Annotated in this window: 17 protein-coding genes; all 17 read right to left on the reverse strand. The window is 66.8% G+C overall.

From position 1 onward, the window contains the following. Nucleotides 1–53: 53 nt before the first annotated feature. Complete coding sequence (locus LRG07_RS00450; protein WP_238641553.1) at nucleotides 54–743, reverse strand: TIGR04219 family outer membrane beta-barrel protein; 690 nt, start codon at nucleotides 741–743, stop codon at nucleotides 54–56. Nucleotides 744–823: 80 nt separating this feature from the next. Next, the gene (locus LRG07_RS00455; protein ID WP_238636836.1) at nucleotides 824–2,383 is read right to left on the reverse strand and encodes a SpoVR family protein; all 1,560 of its coding nucleotides are present in this window, start codon (nucleotides 2,381–2,383) and stop codon (nucleotides 824–826) included. A 55-nt stretch (nucleotides 2,384–2,438) separates the two neighbouring features. Then, nucleotides 2,439–3,719 (reverse strand): YeaH/YhbH family protein, encoded by a 1,281-nt coding sequence (locus LRG07_RS00460; protein WP_201171240.1) that lies wholly within the window; start codon nucleotides 3,717–3,719, stop codon nucleotides 2,439–2,441. Nucleotides 3,720–3,743: 24 nt separating this feature from the next. Continuing rightward, nucleotides 3,744–5,690 (reverse strand): PrkA family serine protein kinase, encoded by a 1,947-nt coding sequence (locus tag LRG07_RS00465; protein ID WP_201242955.1) that lies wholly within the window; start codon nucleotides 5,688–5,690, stop codon nucleotides 3,744–3,746. A gap of 192 nt (nucleotides 5,691–5,882) precedes the next feature. Then, complete coding sequence (locus tag LRG07_RS00470) at nucleotides 5,883–6,854, reverse strand: cysteine synthase A (RefSeq protein WP_238641554.1); 972 nt, start codon at nucleotides 6,852–6,854, stop codon at nucleotides 5,883–5,885. A 142-nt stretch (nucleotides 6,855–6,996) separates the two neighbouring features. Further along, nucleotides 6,997–7,959: a protein translocase subunit SecF gene (secF, locus tag LRG07_RS00475; RefSeq protein WP_201242956.1), complete on the reverse strand. Its 963-nt coding sequence runs from the start codon at nucleotides 7,957–7,959 to the stop codon at nucleotides 6,997–6,999. A gap of 2 nt (nucleotides 7,960–7,961) precedes the next feature. Then, the gene (gene secD / locus LRG07_RS00480; protein WP_201242957.1) at nucleotides 7,962–9,818 is read right to left on the reverse strand and encodes a protein translocase subunit SecD; all 1,857 of its coding nucleotides are present in this window, start codon (nucleotides 9,816–9,818) and stop codon (nucleotides 7,962–7,964) included. Between the two features lie 3 nt (nucleotides 9,819–9,821). Continuing rightward, complete coding sequence (yajC, locus tag LRG07_RS00485; RefSeq protein WP_201171261.1) at nucleotides 9,822–10,163, reverse strand: preprotein translocase subunit YajC; 342 nt, start codon at nucleotides 10,161–10,163, stop codon at nucleotides 9,822–9,824. Between the two features lie 16 nt (nucleotides 10,164–10,179). Then, on the reverse strand, nucleotides 10,180–10,545 hold the full coding sequence (gene yajC, locus LRG07_RS00490) for a preprotein translocase subunit YajC (RefSeq protein ID WP_201242969.1): 366 nt from the start codon (nucleotides 10,543–10,545) through the stop codon (nucleotides 10,180–10,182). 83 nt (nucleotides 10,546–10,628) lie between these two features. Then, nucleotides 10,629–11,741 (reverse strand): tRNA guanosine(34) transglycosylase Tgt, encoded by a 1,113-nt coding sequence (gene tgt, locus LRG07_RS00495; RefSeq protein WP_238634654.1) that lies wholly within the window; start codon nucleotides 11,739–11,741, stop codon nucleotides 10,629–10,631. A 116-nt stretch (nucleotides 11,742–11,857) separates the two neighbouring features. Then, the gene (locus LRG07_RS00500; protein ID WP_201171251.1) at nucleotides 11,858–12,505 is read right to left on the reverse strand and encodes a carbonic anhydrase; all 648 of its coding nucleotides are present in this window, start codon (nucleotides 12,503–12,505) and stop codon (nucleotides 11,858–11,860) included. An 86-nt stretch (nucleotides 12,506–12,591) separates the two neighbouring features. Beyond that, complete coding sequence (locus LRG07_RS00505; RefSeq protein ID WP_201171253.1) at nucleotides 12,592–13,254, reverse strand: MOSC domain-containing protein; 663 nt, start codon at nucleotides 13,252–13,254, stop codon at nucleotides 12,592–12,594. After that, nucleotides 13,251–14,129, reverse strand: a complete 879-nt coding sequence (locus LRG07_RS00510) for a ribonuclease H-like domain-containing protein (protein WP_238634439.1) — start codon at nucleotides 14,127–14,129, stop codon at nucleotides 13,251–13,253. The genes LRG07_RS00505 and LRG07_RS00510 overlap by 4 nt, the downstream gene beginning before the upstream one ends. Nucleotides 14,130–14,151: 22 nt before the next feature. Continuing rightward, nucleotides 14,152–14,973 (reverse strand): TlpA disulfide reductase family protein, encoded by an 822-nt coding sequence (locus LRG07_RS00515; RefSeq protein WP_238641555.1) that lies wholly within the window; start codon nucleotides 14,971–14,973, stop codon nucleotides 14,152–14,154. Beyond that, nucleotides 14,970–15,593, reverse strand: coding sequence for a gamma-glutamylcyclotransferase (locus tag LRG07_RS00520; RefSeq protein WP_238632517.1), 624 nt, complete (start codon nucleotides 15,591–15,593; stop codon nucleotides 14,970–14,972). The genes LRG07_RS00515 and LRG07_RS00520 overlap by 4 nt, the downstream gene beginning before the upstream one ends. A gap of 19 nt (nucleotides 15,594–15,612) precedes the next feature. Beyond that, nucleotides 15,613–17,586, reverse strand: coding sequence for a bifunctional diguanylate cyclase/phosphodiesterase (locus LRG07_RS00525; protein ID WP_238641556.1), 1,974 nt, complete (start codon nucleotides 17,584–17,586; stop codon nucleotides 15,613–15,615). 176 nt (nucleotides 17,587–17,762) lie between these two features. Next, nucleotides 17,763–18,494 carry a sulfite exporter TauE/SafE family protein gene (locus tag LRG07_RS00530; RefSeq protein WP_201242961.1) on the reverse strand — a complete coding sequence of 244 codons (732 nt, stop codon included), beginning with the start codon at nucleotides 18,492–18,494 and terminating at the stop codon, nucleotides 17,763–17,765. Nucleotides 18,495–18,519: the final 25 nt, after the last annotated feature.

Genomic DNA, 18,519 nt, shown 5'->3' on the forward strand with positions numbered 1-18,519 from the left:
GACCCGGGGCGGCCCCGCGCTGCCCCGGGTCTTTTATTGTGTCGGCATCCGGCCTAGAAACGCAGGAAGGCGCCGGCGTACGGTCCGCTGAAGTCCACGTCCAGGGTCACGTCACTGAAGTCGTCCATGTCCACCGAGAACTCCCGATAGCCAAGCATCGCCCCCGTGTACCAGCGCCGGTAGACCAGGTGGGCGCGGAAGTCGGTGATCGAATGATCCCCCACCGGCAGCGTCTGCAAAGAGCCCTCGAACCCAATCCGCGAGCCGGGGATATCCACACCCACCCGGCCGAAGAACATCGGTAGGGTTCCGGAGAGTGAGGTGTCGGGATCTAGCTGAGCCTGCGGGGTACGCACCTCGCCATCGAAGTGGCGCGCGGTGACGCCCACATCGATGTCCACCATCGGCAGCGGCAGCGGCGACCAGAACAGGGTCAGGTCCGTGTGGTCGAGGTTGACCACGGTGCTACCGGTCCCCTCCTGCTCCAGGTTGGTCTGCTCAAGCCGGACACTGGGCACGCCGGGGAGGATGTGATCCCACTCGAACCAGAGGTTCCAGTCCCGATCGCTGTCGAGGTCGATGCCATCCCCCTCGACGTCTTCGCCAAGAATCTCCCCTTCCGGGTCGTGGAACCAGAGATTCGCACCGCCGGAGATGCCCATGATCCCGCCGGTGGCGTGCGCGGCCCCGGCTCCGAGAACCAGCGCCGCCGCCGTGAATCCACTGAGTAGGGTTCGCCGCATGCGTTACTCCTGCACTGTCAAAAGCGTTGCCCTGAGCATACCACCCCGCCGCAGCCGCCCCAATCGGCGTCCGCCGCCCTTCAGGCCACCGGATCCGCGGGGGACATCTGGGGAAACTCGTTGATCACCCGTTCCGTCTCCGGGTCCACCTCGTAGAGCTTCACATCGTAGCCCCAGAGGTTGGCCAGGTGCCGCAGCACCGCCGTGGCCTCGCCCTTGTCCAGGATGACCCCGTCGCTGACCCGGTGCTCGAGCACCAGGGTCCGGTCCCCGGCCAGATCCACGTCCACCACCTGGATATCCGGTTCCAGCCGGGCCACGTCGTGGCGCTGCGCCAGTGAGCGCCGCACCGCCCGGTAGCCGGCATCGTCGTGGATCGCGTCGACCACCAGCTCGGGCTCGTCGGCGTCATCGTGGACCCGGAAGAGACGGAAATCGCGGATGACCCGGGGGCTGAGGAACTGCAGGATGAAGCTCTCGTCGCGGTACTCCTGCCAGGCGTGGTGCCAGACACCGAGCCAGTCCCCGCTGCCGGCCACCTCCGGGAACCAGCGCCGGTCCTCGTCAGTGGGATCGGTGGCCATGCGCCGGAGATCCTCCAGAATGGCGAACCCGAGGGCGTAGGGATTGATGCCCGAGTAGCGCGGATCGTCGAACTCCGGCTGGAAGACCACGCTGGTGTGGCTGTGCAGGAACTCCAGAAAGGCGCCGTCGGTCAACTGCCCGTTCTCGTGGAGCCGGTTCATGATGTAGTAGTGCACCGCCGTGGCGCAGCCCTCGTTCATCACCTTGGTCTGCTTCTGCGGATAGAAGTACTGCGCCACATTGCGCACGATGCGCAGCACCTCCCGCTGCCAGTGCTCCAGGCGCGGCGCGCGCTTTTCGAGGAAGTACAGGAGGTTCTCCTCCGGCAGCCCCAGCCGCTGCATACGCAGCTCCACCGGGTCCGCGCCGCCGGGCAGCTCGCCGTCCGGATCCGTGGGCACGGTGCGCCAGAGATCGTTGTAGGTCTGCTCCTCGTAGCGAATCCGCTCGATCTCGCGGTCGCGCTCCTCGCGCAGGCTACGCGTCTGCGGCTTGGGGTAGCGGTGCACCCCCTGGCTCATCAGGGCGTGGGCGGCGTCGAGCACCCGCTCGACCGCCTGCACCCCGTAGCGCTCCTCGCACTCGGCGATGTAGCCCTTGGCGAAATCCAGGTAGTCGAGAATGCCCTCGGCGTCGGTCCACTCCCGAAAGAGGCGGTTGTTCTTGAAGAAGTGATTGTGGCCGAAGGCGGCGTGGGCCACCACCAACGTCTGCATGGTGAGCGTGTTCTCCTCCATGATGTAGGAGATGCACGGCTTCGAGTTGATGACGATCTCGTAGGCGAGCCCGGTGTAGCCCTTGCGATAGAGCATTTCGTCCCGGGCGAAGTGCTTGCCGAAGGACCAATGCCGATAAAACAGCGGCATCCCCATCGAGGCGTAGGCATCGAGCATCTGCTCGGAGCTGATGACCTCGATCTGGTTGGGATAGATGTCGAGCTTGAGCTCCTCGCCGGCAATCCGCTCGATGGCGTCGTAGACGCGCATCACATCGCGGTAATCCCAGTCGAGGCCGGTGAACAGGGGTTTTTGCTGAACCGCCGCATTCGATGCCATCGGGATCCTCTCCAGTCTCTGAGGGTTCAGGGGGTCAAGGTTCAGCGCTCAGGGTTCAAGCCTTCAGTTCAGCCGGCGTGAAGAGGTCCCGGAACACCGGGAAGATGTCTCCGCGGGTCTGCACCCGGCGCATGGCCAGGGGCGACTCCCCGCGGGCCAGCCGGTCGTAGGCCCGCCACAGGTCCGACGGGACATGGAAGGCCTGCCCGCCACCCACCTCGATGTAGGCGAAGTACTGGCACAGGGGAAGGATCCCGTCGGCCATCAGCCGGGTGGTGGCCGGGTTGTCCGCGGGGGTGTTATCCCCGTCCGAGGCCTGCGCCCCGTAGATGTTCCAGTCGTTGACGGGATAACGGTCCTCGATGATGTCACGCATCATCGTCAGCGCCGGCGAGACCAACGTCCCCCCAGTCTCGCGGGAGTAGAAGAAGGTGTCCTCGTCGACCTCCTGCGCGATGTGGGTATGGCGGATGAAGACGATATCCACATGGCGGTAACGGCGCTCGAGGAAGAGGTAGAGGAGCATGAAGAACCGCTTGGCAAGATCCTTCATGTCCTCGGTCATTGAGCCGGAGACGTCCATCAGGCAGAACATCACCGCCTGGGAGATCGGCTGCGGAACGTGGTCAAAGCGGTTATAGCGGATGTCGACCGGATCGATGTAGGGGATCGCCCGGGACCGCTCCTGTTTGCTTCGGCGGAGCTCGATGAGTTCGCGCAGCCGCTCCGGCTCGGCACCGGAGCGCTCCAGACGATCAATCTCCTCGTCTAGGGCCTGCAGATCCTCCCCCTTGGGGCGGCGCAGGGCAATGCGCCGTGACAGGGAGTTGCGCATGGTCCGCTCGACATTGAGGTTCGAGGGGGAGCCGCTGACCGAATAGCCCGCGCGCTGCTGGGTGTACTGCTCGGTCTTCTTGACCTGGCGCTTGACCAGATCCGGCAACTCCAGGCCCTCGAAGAAGAGGTCGAGGAACTCGTCGCGGCTGACAGCAAAGGTGAACTCGTCTTCCCCCTCGCCATCGGGGCTACCCTCGCGCCCGCCACCACTGCCCTGCCCTTCGGGGCGCGGAATGGTATCGCCGACCACGTACTCCTTGTTGCCGGGAACCACGTGCTCGCGCACCCCGCGGTCGGCGGCCTTGCGAAAGCTCGGCTCGTGGAGGCCGTCGGCGGGGATGGTGATCTGCTCCCCACCGGCCACGTCGGTCACCTTGCGCCGGCCGGAAGCCTCGTTGACGGCATCCAGCACCTGGCGCTTGGCCCGTCTGAGGAAACGCTGGCGGTTGGCCAGGCTCTTGCCCTTCGGATTGCGGCGCCGGTCGATGATATTGACCAAGGACGCACCCCCCTTCTTGCCGGATCAGCCGGCCTGCTTGACGCGCATGTACCACTCCACCAGGCGTCTCACCTGGCGCTCGGTGTAGCCCCGCTCGACCATCCGCCGGACGAACTCGCTGTGCTTGCGCTCCGTCTCCGAGTCGCCCTTGGTGGTAAAGCTGATCACCGGCAGCAGATCCTCCACCTGACTGAACATCCGCTTCTCGATGACCTCGCGGATCTTCTCGTAGGAGGTCCAGCTCGGCATCTGCCCGCCCTGCTGCGCCTTGGCACGCAGCGCGAACTTGACCACCTCATTGCGGAAGTCCTTCGGATTGGCGATGCCCGCCGGCTTCTCGATCTTAGTCAGCTCCTGGTTCAGCGCCTGGCGGTCCATCAGCTGCCCGGTGTCGGGATCTTTGAAGTCCTGGTCCTCGATCCAGGCATCGGCATACCCCACGTAGCGCTCGAAGAGGTTCTGACCGAAATCATCGTAGGACTCCAAATACGCCTTCTGGATCTCGTTGCCGATGAACTCCGCATACCGCGGGGCCAGCTCGGCCTTGATGATCTCCAGGTACTTGCGCTCGGTCTCCTCCGGGAACTGCTCGCGCTTGATGTTCTGCTCGAGCAGGTACAGCAGGTGGACCGGGTCAGCGGCCACTTCCTCGGTCTCGTAGTTGAAGGTCTGCGAGAGGACCTTGAAGGCGAAGCGCGTCGAGATCCCGTCCATCCCTTCGTTGACCCCGGCCTGGTCCCGGTACTCCTGCATCGACTTCGCCTTGGGATCCGTCTCCTTGAGGCTCTCGCCGTCGTAGATCCGCATCTTCGAGTAGAGGCTGGAGTTCTCGTGCTCCTTGAGCCGGGTGAGCACCGAGAACCGCGCCATGATCTCCAGGGTCCACGGCGCGCAGGGCGCGTCGGCGAGCTCGCTCTCCCGGATCAGCTTGTCGTAGATCTGCCGCTCCTCGGAGACGCGCAGGCAGTACGGCACCTTGATTACCGAGATCCGGTCGAGGAACGCTTCGTTGTTCTTGTTGTTGCGGAAGCTCTGCCACTCCGACTCGTTGGAGTGGGCCATGACCAGGCCGTGGAACGGGATTGCACCGATGTTCTCGGAGCCGACGTAGTTGCCCTCCTGGGTGGCCGTGAGCAGCGGATGGAGCATCTTGATCGGCGCCTTGAACATCTCCACGAACTCGAGGATGCCCTGGTTGGCGCGGTTGAGGCCGCCGGAGTAGCTGTAGGCATCCGTATCGTTCTGGCTGTAGAGCTCCAGCTTGCGGATGTCCACCTTGCCCACCAGCGAGGAGATGTCCTGGTTGTTCTCGTCGCCGGGCTCTGTCTTGGCCACCGCGATCTGCCGCAGCTTGGACGGATAGAGGCGAACCACCCGGAAGCGGTTGAGATCGCCGCCGAACTCGTCGAGGCGCTTGACCGCCCAGGGCGAGAGCAGCCCGCTGAGCTTGCGCCGCGGGATGCCGAAGCGCTCCTCCAGCTCCGGGCCGTGCTGGTCCGGATCGAAGAGCCCCAGCGGGCTCTCAAAGATCGGGCTGATCTCCTCGCCGGCCTTGAGGACGTAGACCGGGTAGCGCTCCATCAGCTGCTTGAGCCGCTCGGCCAGCGAGGACTTGCCACCGCCGACCGGACCGAGGAGATAGAGGATCTGCTTGCGCTCCTCGAGCCCCTGGGCCGCGTAGTTGAGGAAACCGACCAGCCGCTCGATGGTCTCCTCCATGCCGTAGAAGTCCTCGAAGGCCGGATAGATCTTCAGGGTGCGGTTGAGGAAGATGCGCCCCAGTCGCTCATCCTTCGAGGTGTCGTAGACCTGCGGCTCACCGATCGCCGCTACCAGCCGCTCGGCCGGGGAGGCGTAGGCCATCGGGTCGTCCCGGCAGAGTTCCAGATACTCGGCCAGGGTCAGCTGCTGCTCCTGGCGGCGTTCGTAGCTGCGAGCGTAGCGGGCAATCAGGTCTTCGGCGGTATCCATATGCAGCACCCCCCTCACGGAGTCTTGAGGTGAAGTCGCGAAAGAACGAAGGCGGCTCCGTTTGATTGGACGCAAAAATGCGCACGAATGTTCCGGAAGAAAGGCGGCGCCCGGCGCAAACCGCCGGCGGGGTCGACTGGCCATGCCCCCGGACGAGACCGGGCGGCGACCGAACCACGGCAGCGGAGGGGTTCAGGCGAGTCCCCGCTCCGCCAGCCAGGCCTCGTTGAAGAGTCTCGAGTAATAGCGGCCCCCTCCATCACAGAGGATCGTCACCACCGTGTGCCCGGGACCGAGCTCCTCGGCGGCGCGGATCGCCCCGCAGACATTGACCCCCGACGAGCTGCCCAGGAACAGCCCCTCTTCCCTCAGGAGCCGGTAGACCATCGGCACCGATTCGGTATCCGGTATGCAGAACGCGTCATCGATGTCCGTATCCTGAAGATTAGCTGTTACACGGCTACTGCCAATCCCCTCGGTGATGGAATTGCCTGCCGACGGGGATGGCTCACCCTCGCACACGAAACTATAGAGGGCGCTGCCCGCCGGGTCGGCCAAGTAGATGCGCGTATCCGGCGCGCGTTCCTTGAGCGCCCGAGAGACCCCGGCCAGGGTCCCGCCGGTTCCGGTAGCCGCCACGAAGGCGTCCACCCGGCCACCGGCCTGCGCCCAAATTTCCGGCCCGGTGGTGCGGTAATGGCCCTGGCGGTTGGCGGTGTTGTCAAACTGGTTCGCCCAGACCGCGTTGTCCATCTCTGCAGCCATGCGGCCGGCAACCTTCTGGTAGTTGCCCGGATCACGGTAGGGGGCGGCGGGTACGGTATGCACCTCGGCACCGAGGGTGCGCAGCAGGTCGATCTTCTCCTGGCTCTGCGTCTCGGGGATGACAATGACGCAGCGATAGCCGCGTGCGTTACAGATATGGGCAAGCCCGATCCCGGTATTCCCGGCGGTGCCCTCCACTACGGTCCCGCCGGGGCGCAACTCGCCGCTGCGCTCGGCGGCCTGGATGATCGCCAGCGCCGCCCGATCCTTGACGGACCCGCCCGGATTCATGAATTCAGCCTTGCCGAGGATCTCGCAGCCGGTCTCCTCGCTCAGCCTCGGCAGGCGAATCAGCGGCGTATTCCCGACCGCGCCGACGAACCCATCGCAGATCGACATGCTTGACTCCCGCTTGCTTGACTTTCCCCAATCCTCAGGGGGTGTGGGGACAGCATAGCGCGGAGCCGTCGCAGAAATCAGCGGGAAAGTTGCAGGGCTGACACACGCCGGCTCCCGGGGGGCGCCCCCGGGAGCGCAGCGGTCACGGGCGCTCGGCGGGGGGAATCGCCGATTCGTGATCCTCCTGGTCCTGTCCCTCCTTCTCAGGCGGCAGGAGGTCCTGCTTGCTCACGCCCATGGCCAGCGAGGAGGCGCTGGCGATGAAGATCGACGAGTAGGTACCAACCAGGACACCGACGAGCAACGCCATGGCGAAGCCGTGGATGATTTCGCCGCCGAGCAGCAGCAGCGAGCCGACCACCAGCAGCGTCGTGAACGAGGTTACCAGGGTCCGGGACAGTGTCTGGTTGATCGCCAGGTTCATGACGTACTCGGTGGTGCCCTTGCGCACCTTGAGGAAGTTCTCGCGGATCCGGTCGGAGACCACGATGGTGTCGTTGAGCGAGTAGCCGATGGTCGCCAGCAGCGCCGCCAGCACGGTCAGGTCGAAGGTCAGGCGGGTGAGCGAGAAGAACCCGAGGATGAGCACGATATCGTGGACCAGCGCCGCCACCGCGCCGAGGGCGAAGCGGTACTCGAAACGGAAGGCCACGTAGACCAGCACACCGCCGAGGGCGTAGAGCAGCGCCAGCAGGCCCTGCTCGGTGAGTTCACGGCCAATCTGGGGGCCGACGAACTCGACCCGCCGGAGTTCGACGCCGTCGTGGGCCTCGCGCAGCTTGGCCAGGATCTCCTCGGAGACCGCCGCCTGCTCCACGTCCTCCATCGGCGGGATGCGCACCATGATCTCGCGCGGCGAGCCGAAGTGCAGAACCTGGGCATCCGCATAATCGGTCCCCTGCAGCGCCGCCTCGACCTCGGCGACCTCCACGGACTCCTCGTAGCCGACCTCGACCAGGGTCCCGCCGGTGAAGTCGATGCCCAGATTCAGCCCCTGCCAGAGCAGCGAGCCGATGGAGAGCACCAGGAGCACCGCCGAGAGCCCGAAGCCGATACGGCGCCGGCCGAGGAAGTCGAAGTTGGGATCGTTCTTGAAGATCTCCATGGCTAGATCTTGAGCTCCGAGACCTTACGCCCGCCGTAGATCAGATTGATCACGGCCCGCGTGCCGACAATGGCGGTGAACATCGACGTGGCCAGACCGATGGCCAGCGTCACGGCGAAGCCCTGGACCGGCCCCGTGCCGAAGAGGAACAGCACCAGGGCGGCGATCAGCGTGGTGACATTGGCGTCGGCGATGGTCGACAGCGCCTTGCCGTAGCCCGCATCGATGGCGGTCTGGATCGGCGCGCCGGCCTTCAGCTCCTCACGGATGCGCTGGAAAATGAGCACATTGGCGTCCACCGCCATACCCACGGTCAGCACGATCCCGGCAATGCCCGGCAACGTCAGGGTCGCCTGGAGCATAGAGAGCACGGCGACGATAATCACCAGGTTGCTTAAAAGGGCCAGGTTGGCCACCAGGCCGAAGGTCCGGTAGTAGAGAGCCATGAAGGCGATCACCAGCAGGAAGCCGATCACCACCGCCATGAAGCCGCGCTCGACGTTTTCCGCACCCAGGCTTGGCCCGATAGTGCGCTCCTCGACGATGTCGATCGGAGCCGCCAAGGCACCGGCACGCAGCAGCAGCGCCAGGTTGCTGGCCTCTTGGCTGGAGTCCAGGCCAGTGATCCGGAAGCGGCTGCCGAGCCCCTCACGGATCCGCGCCACCGAGATCACCTCCTCGATCTCGCGGATCACCCGCTCCGGCTCGCCATCGATCATCTCGGTCTCGGAGACCCGCTCCTGGAAGAGCACGGCCATGTGATCGCCGACCCGATCCCGGGTGGCGCGATTCATGATCCGCCCGCCGGTGCCCGAGAGGCGGATGTTCACCTCCGGCGAACCACTCTCCTGATCAAAACCCGACGAGGCGTCGATGATGCGATCCCCCGAGAGGATGCGCTGGCGCTCCAGGGCCACGTAGCCGCCATCCCGCTGCGGGAAGACCTCTGCGCCCTCAGGCGGATCATCCGGGTCGCCGGTGAAAGGGAAGTTGGCGTGATCGACAAAGCGGAACTCCAGGGTCGCCGTGGCGCCGAGGATCTCCTTGGCCTGCCCCGGGTCCTGGATGCCGGGCAGCTGGACCACGATCCGATCCGCCCCCTGGCGCTGGACCACCGGCTCGGCGACGCCCAGCTCGTCAACCCGGTTGCGCAGCGTGGTGATATTCTGCTGGACCGCCAGGTCCTTCATCTCCTGAAGCTCCTCCTCGTCCATGGAGGCGATCAGGAGGTAGGCGTCTTCGTTCGTCTCCTCGCTGTAGGCGAGCCCGTCGATGTGCTCCTCAAGCGCGCTGCGGGCCCGCTCGCGCAGCTCCGAGTCCACGAAGGCCATGCGGATCTGCTGCTCGTCGGTCACCTCCAGCGCGGAGAAGCGGATCCGCTCCTCCCGGAACAGGGTCCGGATATCCTGCTGGTGCCCCTCCATGGTCTCGCCGACCATGGCGTCGATGTCCACTTGGAGCAGGAAGTGCACCCCACCGCGCAGGTCGAGCCCGAGGAACATCGGCTCGGCTCCCAAGGCCCGGAGCCATTGCGGCGTCGACGGCACGAGCGTCATCGCAACGGAGTAGTCCCGGTCGAGCTTGGCGGAGATCAGATCCGAGGCCCGCATCTGCTCGTCCGTGGAGCCGTAACGCAGCACCCACTGCCCTTCCAGCACCTCCGCCGAGAGTGGCTTGTAGCCTTCCTCCTCGAGGAAGGAGAGGACATCGGACTGGACTTCCTCGCTTGGCACCTCGTCGTCGCCGGTGGTGATCACCACCGACGGGTCCTCGCCGAAGAGGTTGGGCAGCGCGAAGAGGCCGCCGACCACCAGGACGGCGACCACCAGCAGGTATTTCCAGAGCGGATAGCGGTTCAAGAGCTACTTGCCCTTCTTGTCCTGTTCCTTGAGGGTGCCCTTGGGCATGACATTGGCCACGGCGTTCTTCTGGATCTGCAGCTGCACGCCATTGGCCACCTCGATGGTGGCAAAGGTGTCGCCCACCTCGGTGATGCGCCCCAGCGTGCCACCGTTGGTGACCACCTCATCGCCCTTGGAGAGCTCCTCGACCATCTGCCGATGCTCCTTGGCCCGCTTGGTCTGGGGGCGGATCAGCAGGAAGTAGAACAGGGCGATCATGCCCACCAGCAGGATGATGCTGAACCAGACGTTGGGCTCCTCCGGCTGCTGTTGAGCGTGCGCGGCAGAAATCAGAAAATCCATAAGGCTCTCCATGGTGTTACTCAGTGGATTCGGTCGGGGCGTGGCTCTTGCCGCTGCGGGCCTCGTCCAGCGTCCCCTTGGGCAGGACGTGGCCGATCATGTCGCGCTTGACGTTCCACTCGACGCCCTTGGCCACCTCAACACGCACGAAATCCTCGCCCAGGCGCGTGATGCGACCCAGCTCGCCCCCGCTGGTCACGACCTCATCGCCCTCGGCCAGCCCCTCGACCATCTGCTGATGCTGTTTCATGCGCTGGCGCTGCGGGCGGATCAGCAGGAAGTAGAAGACCGCCACCAGCAGGACGGTGAAGATCAGGAAAAACAGCATATCGCCCCCGCCGCCTGCCTGCTGGGCGTGGGCCGGCGAGATGAAGAAGTCCATCAACATGCGCGCATTCCCCCTTCAGAATCTGTCGGTTAGCGCATTGACACCGCCCTCCGGCGGCCCGGATGCGGCGTATTATGTCATAGGGTCGGCGGCGTTTGCCCACGCCGCGCGTAGAAATCGTCCACGAAGCCCGCCAGTGCGCCGTCGCGGATCGCCGCACGCAGGCCGGCCATCAGCTGCTGGTAGTAGTGGAGGTTGTGCAGTGTCGCCAGGCGAGCCCCGAGCATCTCGTTGCACCGCTCCAGGTGCTTGAGATAGGCCCGCGAGTAGTTGCGGCAGGTATAACAGTCGCAGACCGGGTCCACCGGCGTGGTATCCGCGCGGTAGCGGCTGTTGCGCAGCCTTACCAGTCCCTCGGAGGTGAACAAGAAACCGTTGCGTGCGTTGCGTGTAGGGATCACGCAGTCGAACATGTCCACACCGCGCCGGACGCACTCGACCAGATCCTCCGGCTTGCCCACGCCCATCAGGTAGCGCGGCCGGTCGGCCGGCAGGCACGGCTCCAGGTCCTCGAGCACGGCGTCGCGCTCCTCGCGGGGCTCACCCACCGACAGGCCGCCGATGGCGTAGCCGTCGAATCCGATGTCCATCAGCCCCGCCAGCGAGGCCCGGCGCAGCTCGGGGTAGATGCCGCCCTGGACGATCCCGAACAGCGCCGCCGGATTGTCGCCATGGGCGCGGCGGCTGCGCGCCGCCCAGCGCAGCGACAGCTCCATGGAACGCTGCACCGCCTGACGCTCGGCCGGGTACGGGGGACACTCATCAAAGATCATGACGATGTCCGAGCCCAACTCGCGCTGGACGGCCATCGACTCCTCCGGCCCCATGAACACCCGGGCGCCGTCCACCGGTGAGCGAAAGTGCACCCCCTCCTCGGTGACCTTGCGCAGTTCGCCGAGGCTGTAGACCTGAAACCCGCCGGAGTCGGTGAGGATCGGCCGGTGCCAGTTCATGAAGTCGTGCAGATCGCCGTGGAGGTGGACCACTTCGGTACCGGGGCGCAGCCACAGATGGAAGGTGTTGCCGAGGATGATCTCCGCGCCCAGCTCGCGTAGCTCCTCCGGCGTCATGCCCTTGACCGTGCCGTAGGTGCCCACCGGCATGAAGGCCGGGGTCTCGATGGTCCCGCGCGGCAGATGCAGTCGTCCGCGGCGCGCCGCCCCATCCGTCGCCATACGCTCAAAGCGCAGCGCCCCGGTATCCGTCAATGCCGCATCCGCCTGCACCAGCCCCTCCAAGGTCGCCCAAAACGAAAACGGCCCAGGATAGCGATGCAGCGGCCGCAGTGCACCCGCCAGCGCCCGCGTTAGCGCTGCTCAGGTGGCGGCAGCGCCCCCGTCTCGGCCACCCCGTCAAAGAAGTGCACCGCCCCGGAGGCCAGGTCGTATTCGGCACCGACCACAGCCAACCCCTGCTCGGCGCGCAGCCGGGCGAGGATCGGCGACTCCTCGCGCAGCATCTGTGCCGCCATGCGCACGTTGGCCCGCACCGCCTCGCGGGCCAATTCCTGCGGATCGAGGGACTCGGCAAACAGCGGCTCCACCGCCGGGCGCACCCGGTCGAGGATCTTGCGCAGCCCCTCGGTGGGGGCCTCGACCTGTTCGCGCAGCGCCTCTACGGTGGCGTCGATGGCCCCGCAGCAGGAGTGGCCGAGGACCACCACCAGGCGCACGCCCAGTTTCTCGGCAGCGAACTCCAGGCTACCCATCTGCGAGGGCGCAGCGATGTTGCCGGCCACCCGGACCACGAACAGATCCCCGAGCCCTTGATCGAAGACCACCTCGGCGGGCACCCGCGAGTCGGCGCAGGAGAGGATCGCCGCAAACGGGGTCTGGCCGCGGACGAGTTGCCCGCGGCGCTCGGCATTGAACCGGTCGGGGTCACCGGGGGCATCGGCCATGAACCGCTGATTGCCTTCGATCAGCCATCCCAGGGCCTGAGCGGGATCCACCATCGGGAAGCTCCTTATGTTCTAACGTTTGCCCGTGTACCGCATCGCGCGGCACCCGATACTACGGCACGGCGAAGGCTTCGGGCGCATCAGAGGCGACCCTGGCGCTGCAGCCACACCACACGCTGCTGGAAGCGATCGCGCCACGCCGCCGCCAGCTCCGGCATCTCGGCGGCCAGGGCCATACGCTCCGGATCCGCCTGCGGCTCGCGATGCAGCGCCCAGAGTTCATCCATCGTCAGCCGCTGCGGGTGGCTCGTGCACCGCTCCAGGGCCGCCCCCGGCTCGACCGTACCCGGCTCGATGACCCGGTAGAGCCAACCGGTCCGCCCGGTCTCGACCATGGTCCGCGCCATGCGCTCGACGTCGAACCGGCGATCCACCTTCCAGCAGGGCAGCCGCGGCTGCGATACCTCGATCAATGCCGCACCGAGACGGAAACGATCCCCCACGGCGACATCGCCCTCCAGCCACCCTTCGGTGGACAGGTTCTCGCCGAACGCCCCGGGAACAAAGCGGTGCGCCGCCGTCGGGAACCGTTGCGACCACCACGGCAGATGCTCGGCAGGATAGTGATTGACGGCCCGCTCGGGGCCACCGTGGACGCGCCGGTCGGCGTGGTGATCCCCTTCCAGGCCCTCCGGCCCCAACCAGCAGGCGGCGGCAATCTCCTGCTTGTAGAAGCCCGTGGGATGGCGATCCGGCGGCAGCGCCCCCGGCCCACCGGCGAAGACCCGCGCGTTCGTCGTCACGGGGCTCTACCCTCCTCGCAGTAGGCCCGATCCAGTGCCGCCCAGAGGGCCGCAAGGGCCAGGATATCGTCGCTGTTATGACGCACCACGGCCGGCAGCTGTCGCGGATCGCCCCGTTGTAGGAAATCGAGCCAGGCCGCCGGCGCCTCGGCACCGGGCAGATCGTCGAGCCGCTCGTGACCGAGGAGCCGGCGCTCAGCGGTCGCCAGGCGGCAATTGGGCCAGCGGCTGCGGAAGATCCGCCGTGTCGGATGCAGCAGATCCAGGTGCTCCCGGTTGTCCAGGCCCAAGTCGACCCCGTGGAGCCGCGCACGGCTCTTGAGCAACGGGGCATCGAAGGACTTCCCGTTATAGGTCACCAGTGCCTGCGTCTCATCCAGCACCTGGCCCAGCCTCGCCAGCAGCGCCGGCTCGCCGCTGAACCCGGTCAGCAGCCAGTGGCGCACTGTCAGGCCGCCGCCCCCCAGACTGCCGACGCCGATCAGGAACACCACGGTGCCGGCCCCGCCCGCCAACCCGGTGGTTTCCGTATCCAGCAGCAGCGCCCGCTGCGGGTCCAGCCCGCCCCCCTCCGGCACCCCATCCAGGCGCCCCGCGAGCGGTGCCAAGGGCTGCTGCCCGTAGGCCGTCTCCAGCCCAACCACGCGCTCGACTTCGACCAGCCCGGGCGCGCACACTGCACCACCAAGCTGCTCGGCCACCGCCTGATCACCGGGGCGCTGACCACCGGCTCGCGACGCCGAGCGCCGCTGTCGCGTTTGGACACGCGCCAGGCGCTCGCGCACCCCCGGTGTCGCCGGCTGCTCCGGCGACACCGCCGCCGGACGCCCACCGGCCTGGGCCCGCAGCCGGTCGATCCGCTTGGACAGGCTCACTGCTTCGCTTCCCTCCCTCGAGTCAACGCAGGCGCTCCAGCCCCCGTTCCAGCGAGGCGCTCGATACCTGGCCGGTGTGGGAGTCGACCAACTGGCCGTGTTCATCGTAGAAGAAGGTGGCGGGCAGACCGCGGGTGCCGGTGGCATCACTCCAGCGCTGGTGCGGATCCATCAGGATGTTCTCCAGCGATGGCGCATGCTCTTCCAGGTAGCCCTGCACCCGACCGGCATCCTCGCCCTGGTTGACGAAGACGAACTTGACGCCATCCTCGCGTTCCTGCGCCTGCTCGAAGACTGGCTTCTCCTGCTGGCAGGCCGGGCACCACGTCGCCCATAGATTGACCACCACGGGCTGGCCGGTCTCATCGATCAGGCTGAGCAGATCCGTGCGCTCGCCCTCCAGGGTGCTCACCGCTACCTCCGGCGCCGATCGGGATTGCTGATCGATCACCAGCAGCGGGCCCGCGGTCACTCCCCAGACGATGCCGCCGGCGACCACCGCCGTCGTCAGGGCCCGGCGCTGCTGGGGAACCCGCCAGAAACGCCAGACCAGGTAGGCCAGACCGGCGACAACACCACCGAGGGGATCGAAGCCGCCGTCGCGGATATCCACCACCCCCCAGAGGCTGTCGAAGCTCTCCCAGTAGTGGACGACGAACAGCAGCCGCGCCCCCACCAGCCCAACCAGGACCAGGCTGAACAGGCTGTCGCTGACCCGCACACCGCTGCGCCGAGCGGCCAGGCCACCGGCGACCAGGGCGACGGCCAAGGCCAGAACAAGCAGGATCTGTCCGATGGAGAGCACAAGGGGGCCCAGCGCCACCGTCTGATTCAGGACACTCATGGGCGGACGACTCCGGTTGAATGGGGAAAAAACTCCTCGATGGCCTCCTCCAGGGCGAACACGTGCCGATCCTCCTCGCCCAGGGCGCGCAGGGCCCGCGCCAGCTCGATCAGGTAGTCGCGGTTGGGACCGCTCGGACCGCTGCAGCTGGCAATCTGCCGGGCCATCTCCGGAATCGGCGCAGGCCCGAGGAACGCCGGGTTATCCGCGGTAGCGATGTAGACCAGCCCCCGACCCTCGCCGCCATCCAGAAACCGCAGCGGCGTGGTCAAGCGGAGGTAGCCGTTCTTCTCACGCAGATCCAGCGGTCCCAGGGCCTCGGGCGGGATCCGGTAGGCCATGCCGACACAGCGCACCCCCGGGGCTTCGATCAGGGTGGCCACCCGCCCGGGCGCCTCCGGCGTACCCCGGTGATCGTGGGAGCCCTGCCAGAAACGGCGCTTCCAGCCGTGGATAGCAGCCGGACGGCACTCGAAGTACGGGAAATCGGCCTTGTAGATCAGGGAACCGTATCCGAACAGCCAATGATGGCCCTGATCGGGGAGTGGCTGGTGCTGCCGGTTGATCGCCCTAGTATCCGCAACCATGCCGTCGAGGATACCAGACCTTCGCCGCCGCACTCTGCCCGCCTCGGGCGATCTACCCCGCGCCGAAGAGCCGGGGAGTGACCTGTGCGGCCGGCTCCGGGCGCGCGAAGAAGAACCCCTGGCCCAGCGGGCAACCTTCATGCAGCAGGATATCGCGCTGCTCACGGGTCTCGATGCCCTCGGCGAGCACCGAGAACCCCAGGCTAACGCCGAGATCGATGATTGCCCGGTTGATCTTGATCTGGGTCGCATCCGACGGCAGGCCCCGCACGAAGGAGCGATCGATCTTGAGCTGGTCGATGGGCAGACCGCGCAGGTAGCTCAACGACGAGTACCCCGTACCAAAATCATCCAGGGCGATCAGCACGCCCCGGGCGCGCAGGGCCTCGAGCTGGGCCACCACCGTGCGATCCTGCTCCATCAGGACGCTCTCGGTGATCTCCAGCGCCAGCACCTCGGGCGGGACACCGGCGTGCGCCAGGGCATGCTCCACATCGTCGACCAGGCCGCCGCCGACGAGCTGCGGTGCCGAGACGTTCACGCCGACGCGGCCGAACGCCAACCCGGCATCCCGCCAGGCCCGCGCCTGCTCGCAAGCCTGGCGCAGCACCCAGCGGCCCAGCTCGCCAATAAGCCCCACCCGCTCGGCAACCGGCACAAACTGCGCCGGAGAGACCCAACCACGCTCCGGATGCTCCCAGCGCAGCAGCGCCTCGGCCCCGACCCAGCGGCCACTGCTCAGCTCCGTCTGCAGCTGGAAGTGCAGCGCCAGCGCATTCGACTCCATGGCCTGCCGCAACTGCGAGCCGAGCTCCAGGCGCTCGCGGGCCTCGGTCGTCAGCTCCTCGCTGAAGAAGCGCAGACTGACGCCCTCCTGACGGGCCTGGTACATGGCGGCATCGGCCTGCTGCACGAGCTGCGCCGCGGAAGCGGCCGGCTCCGGATAGCTGCTGACCCCCACGCGCAGGTGGATGGGCACCTCCTGGCCCTGCACCTCGAACGGCGCCCCGGTCACCTCGAGGAAGCGACGGGCCAGCTCGGTGGCGTCACCGGCGGTCCGCAACCGGGGGAGAACGACGGCAAACTCGTCCCCGCCGAGCCGCGCGACCTGCACCGGGCCGCACAGTTGCGAGGGCACATGAACCTCGCTAAGCCGCTGACCCAACCGTTTGAGCACGTCATCACCGGCCTGGTGGCCATAGCTGTCGTTGATCGTCCGGAAGTCGTTGACATCGATGACCACCAGCCCCAGGGGCGCCCAGGGCGGAAGCGCCTCGAGAGTGCGGGCCAGGCGATCCTGGAAGAGCATACGGAGCGATTCGCGGTTGGTGACGTCGTGGAGGTTGATCACCCACGCGCTCCTGCCTTCCCAACCGATGGGCTGGGCGCCCATCTCCACCGTCCGTAAGCCACCCCCGGGGGCAAACAGCTCGACCTGCTGCGGCGCCCCCTGGGGAATCGCCTGGCCGAACCAAGCCCCGACCAGCGCCTGCGGATCCTGCCCGAGAAACCGCCCGGCAGCCGCGTTGGCATAGAGGATGCGACCCTCCGTATCGACGATCACGATCCCCTCTGCGGTGCTGGCCAACAACTGGTGGTACTGCCAGTCGCGCTCGTGCAGGGCCTCGCGAACCGCTTCGCGCTCCGTCACATCCTCCAGGATGTGCAGCGAGTAGGCGTAGCGACCCGCCTCGTCCACCACCGGGTAGGCCCGCGACTGCAGGATCTCGCCCGCGTCCAGGACAAGGTCACAGCACGGCTCCTGCGGGGCGACATCAGCGGAACGCGCAGCTGCGAAGGCCCGCATCCCCGCGGCACAGCGGGGTAGCGGCCCCTCGCGCACGGGGAACACCTCCCAGTAGCAGCGTCCCAGCGCCTCATCGGCCCGGCAGCCGGCCCGCTCCAGATAGGCGGCATTGGCGCCGAGGATGCGGTACTCCCGGTCGTGGACAAAGGCCGCATGGGCAATCGCCTCAATCGGGACCGGCCAGCCCGCCACTCCCTGCTGTCGCTTATCGCGCCCCATCACCTCCACCAGAGGGTCGCCGTCGCCCGACCGGCCGGCACCGGGAGGACGGCCCGCCGCCATCGAACCGGTTCAAGGATAGCCGCGCGGTGTGCAGCAGCACGCCCTTCAGGGCGAACACCCCCGCAGCCGCAAGCACCACACCCCACGCCATCGCGTCCATTCCGCCCTCGCACTCAACCCAGCGCGCGTACACCGTCGACAATCACCGCGACAGCCGACAGCGTACACAGAATCAGGAGAATCGGTCGAATCCGGCCGGCATCCACCCAGTGGAGGATCGACCCAGAGATCCACAGCCCCAGCAACGCCGCCGGCGTAACAGCCAGGGAGAGCATGAGTTCGTCGTGGCCGAAATACCCCAGCAGGACCATCCCCAGCAACGAGACCACCGAGCCGACCAGGAAATACCCCCCCAAATTGGCCCGGATATGCGGTCCCCGGGCGTGCTGATAGAGCAGTGCCATCGGCGGACCGCCCACCGAGGTCGCCGTACCCATGAAACCGGAGAGGAACCCGGCCCCCAGAAGCCGGTTGCGGGTCGGGCGGATATCCCCGGGCAGCAGGCTGACCACCACACCCAACAACACCGCCACCCCGAGAACCAGCGACAGCATCCACTGCGATGCCACCGCAAGCAGCCCAAAGGCCGCCACCATCCCCGGCATGCGTCCGATCACCGCGGCCCCGAGTTCGCCGATGGCCAGCCCCGCCCGATTGCGCCAAAGGATGATCGCCGAGATGACCATGGCCACGAAGAGCACTGGTCCCGGGACAAAGGCCGGGTCGATGAGAAACAGCAGCGGGGCAGCGAAGATCGCCAGCCCGAAGCCCAAGCCCCCCTGGAGCAGACTGCCAATGGCCACCAGCAGGGAAGCGAGCGCGAGTTCGAGGGGAGGCAGGGGCAAGAACGGACTCCGGCGGCTTCGTGAA

It is taken from the genome of Halorhodospira sp. 9622, assembly GCF_022228025.1.
Classification (GTDB): domain Bacteria; phylum Pseudomonadota; class Gammaproteobacteria; order Nitrococcales; family Halorhodospiraceae; genus Halorhodospira; species Halorhodospira halophila_A.